General features: G+C 24.9%; 3 protein-coding genes. 1 reads left to right on the forward strand and 2 read right to left on the reverse strand.

The window, feature by feature from the left end; all coding sequences use genetic code 11:
* Positions 1–991, reverse strand: a 991-nt coding sequence (locus tag Q5F54_RS12055; protein ID WP_302334499.1) for a PAS domain S-box protein, incomplete at its 3' end; no start/stop codon positions are given.
* A 538-nt stretch (positions 992–1,529) separates the two neighbouring features.
* On the opposite strand from Q5F54_RS12055, the gene Q5F54_RS12060 reads away from it, so the two are divergent.
* Complete coding sequence (locus tag Q5F54_RS12060) at positions 1,530–2,909, forward strand: GntP family permease (RefSeq protein ID WP_281537970.1); 1,380 nt, start codon at positions 1,530–1,532, stop codon at positions 2,907–2,909.
* Between the two features lie 74 nt (positions 2,910–2,983).
* On the opposite strand, the gene Q5F54_RS12065 is transcribed toward Q5F54_RS12060, so the two are convergent.
* Complete coding sequence (locus tag Q5F54_RS12065) at positions 2,984–3,436, reverse strand: MarR family winged helix-turn-helix transcriptional regulator (protein ID WP_281537969.1); 453 nt, start codon at positions 3,434–3,436, stop codon at positions 2,984–2,986.
* Between the last annotated feature and the right edge of the window lie 48 nt (positions 3,437–3,484).

Below are 3,484 nucleotides of genomic sequence, written 5' to 3' on the forward strand. Positions count from 1 at the left end.
ATTCTATAGCTTCTTCTAGTATATCAATTTCATGTTCTAGATTCTTCGCTCTTTCTTGCGATTTATATAACTTTTCTTTTAATTCATTTTTTAATTCTATATTAATAAAAAAATTACTAATTCTATGTAATACATCATATATAAACTCATCATATGTATCTATACATTCATCTTTTGTATCTATACATTCATCTTTATTTTCATAATATATATACATAACACCAATTAATCTACCATCTATCTTCAAAGGTATTACTTTAAATATAGAGTTTTCATTTGTTTCTACTTGAGGATCATATATTTTTCTAAATTCATAATTTAATTTATTATTTATATCTATTTTAAGCTTACTATCATATAATTCTGAAAATTCTTTGTAGTTTATATTTATACTAGAGTTTTTTAAGAAAATATTTTTTTTATCACAACTTATGTATAAATTTAGCCTTTCTTTTGATTCATCAATAAAAAATAAATCTATATTAGTACTTTTAATCATATTATTTAAATTTGATAATATTCTAGATATTGACTGTATATATTCTATATTTTTATCTTCCAATTTTTGTGATTCATTAGATAAATCTTCTAATTCTTTATTTATATATTTACTATAAATAACTTCATTTGCAAGACCACCAGTTAATTTTACATTATCTTCAGAATCTTTGATAGGGAATTTATAAACTCTATAGCAATTATCTTTATTCATATCAAATTCATCTTCATAAAATAGTGCTTTTTTTTCTTGTATAACTTGATCATCTGTTAATTTACATTTTTCCCAGAATTCCTTAGACCTAATTTCCATGTCAGTCTTTCCTATTATATCTTCTTTTTTTAGACCTAATTTATTTGCTCCTTTTTGATTTATATATACATGCCTACCCTCTTTATCTTTTAACCAAATTTCATATGGCACGTATTCTAATAAATTTTCTAAATCTTCTATTGTGTATAATCTTTGTCTATTTTGGCATTTAACATCCATTAAATCCCCTCTTTTCTTAACCTTAGTAGCAATTTTATAATTAATTTTATTATTTTAACTTGTTATGTTAATTAAATATTATTATTGAAAATACTACAATCTAGTAAAATATATTTTTATATCAAAAAACTTTATATAGTAATTTCAATATTATTAGCAAAATAATTATCATAACAGATTATTTTATAAATATAATATCAAATTACAGTATTTATTTCCATTATTTTTCACTTTACTTTATAGAAATATTAGAGTTTTATATAAACTAAATTAAGCAATTAACCAAAATCATTAAAATCTAATTCTATCAATTACTTAAAAACATCAAATATCAAAATTTGTTTATTTTAATTAATAAGTTAATAATTCTTTGCATTTTTAATCATTAATACTCTTCAGTATTTAGTAGTAGTTCACGTTATATCTCATATATTTTCAGAATATTACCTTGTATCTGTATAATATTAAGTTGTTTATTATAATTACATTAGGGGAATATATTATAAAAATAATCTTATATATAAAGAAAGGAACAGCTATGTTTAGCATATTAGGTTTAATTTTATCATTAATAATTATCATGTATTTAGCATATAAAGGGTACTCAACAATTATCACAGCACCCATAATTGCTATTATAACAATAATTCTTACAACAGGATTTAATGGTCATTTAATGGCTAATTATACAGAAGTTTATATGTCTGGTTTTGCAAACTTTATAAAAAATTACTTCCCACTGTTTATGACAGGTGCTATATTTGCAAAGCTTATGGAAGAAGCTAATTATGCAAAATCTATCGCTCATTTTATTACTCAAAAACTTGGGAAAGATAAATCAATACTTGCAGTCGTATTATCAGGAGCACTTCTTACATATGGAGGAGTATCTTTATTTGTAGTTGCATTTATACTATATCCAATTGCATCTATGTTATTTAAAGAAGCTGATATTCCTAAAAGACTTATTCCTGGAACTATTGCTCTTGGAGCATTTACTTTTACAATGACAGCACTTCCTGGCTCTCCAGAAATCCAAAATGTTATTCCTATGAAATACTTTGGAACTGATACATTTGCAGCTCCTATAATAGGAATAGTTGCTAGTGTTATGATGTTAACTCTTGGTATGCTTTGGCTTACTAAACGTGCAAAATCTGCTAAAGTAAATGGAGAAGGATATGGAAATCACAGTGATAAAAGTATAGAGACAGATTATAGTAATTTACCAAATATATTTAGTGCTATATTACCTATAATAATAATATTTGTTACTAACTTATTTTTCTCAAAGGTCTATTATGAAAATATAGATGGTAGCTACTTAAGTGAATTTGGAACTACTTTAAGTAGTGTATCTGGAACATGGAGTGTTATTATAGCAATTGTTTTAGCAGATGTTTTTATAGTTTTAACTAATTTAAAAAAAATAAAAAATTTAAAGTCAATACTTGATATAGGTGTAACAAATTCTTTTAGACCGTTACTTAATTCAAGTGCAATTGTTGGATACGGAAGTGTCATAAAATCATTAGCTGTATTTGGAGTTATACAGTCATTTATATTTGGTATATCTTCAAATCCAATAATATCTGAAGCTTTATCTGTAAATTTAATATGTGGTCTTACAGCTTCAGCTTCAGGAGGTCTTGGGATTTCACTTGATGCTTTAGCGCCTACTTATTTACATATAAGTCAAGCTTTAAACATCTCACCGGAAATTCTTCATAGAATTGCATCTTTATCTTCTGGTGGACTTGATACTCTACCTCATAATGGAGCTGTTATTACAACTCTTGCGATTTGTGGACTTACTCATAAGGAATCTTATAAAGATATTTTTGTTACATCAGTAGTTATACCAATTTTTGTTACGGTTATTATCGTTATTCTTACTTCATTAAGATTTGCAGGTTAAATATATAAAATAATGAAAAGGCTATATATTAAAATTTTTTAAATTTAATATATAGCCTTTATAATTTTATTTTTCTATTTAATTCCTTCATATTTTTCTTCAAAGAAGTTATTCAATTTTTCTAGCGCTATTGCAAGTATATATTCTTCTTCTTCTGAGAAATTACCCAGCATCGAAGTAATCATTTCTTCATGAAATACTTGATGTTCCCTATAAACATTTTCTCCTTTAGATGTTAAACTTACAAGTACCACCCTTCTATCTTCTTCGGTCCTCTTTCTCTCAACATATCCTTTCTTTATAAGTTTTGTTATAGCTGCACTAAGTGTTCCTACTGTTATTCTCAAATCATGTGCAATTTCTCCCATAGTTTTTGCATCTTTTATTCCTACAGCTTCTATTGTATGTATTTCCGTCATTGATAAATCCATCAAATCTATATTTTTAAGGGAATTTTCTTCTATGTGTAAAATATCATTAAATAACTGTACCAATAATTTATTTAATAGCTCTTGAGTATTTGTCATTTCATATATTCTCCATTTATTTTATTTTCACTTGTTACTATAATAAAT

It is taken from the genome of uncultured Romboutsia sp. (assembly GCF_958366745.1).
Classification (GTDB): Bacteria; Bacillota; Clostridia; order Peptostreptococcales; family Peptostreptococcaceae; genus Romboutsia; species Romboutsia timonensis.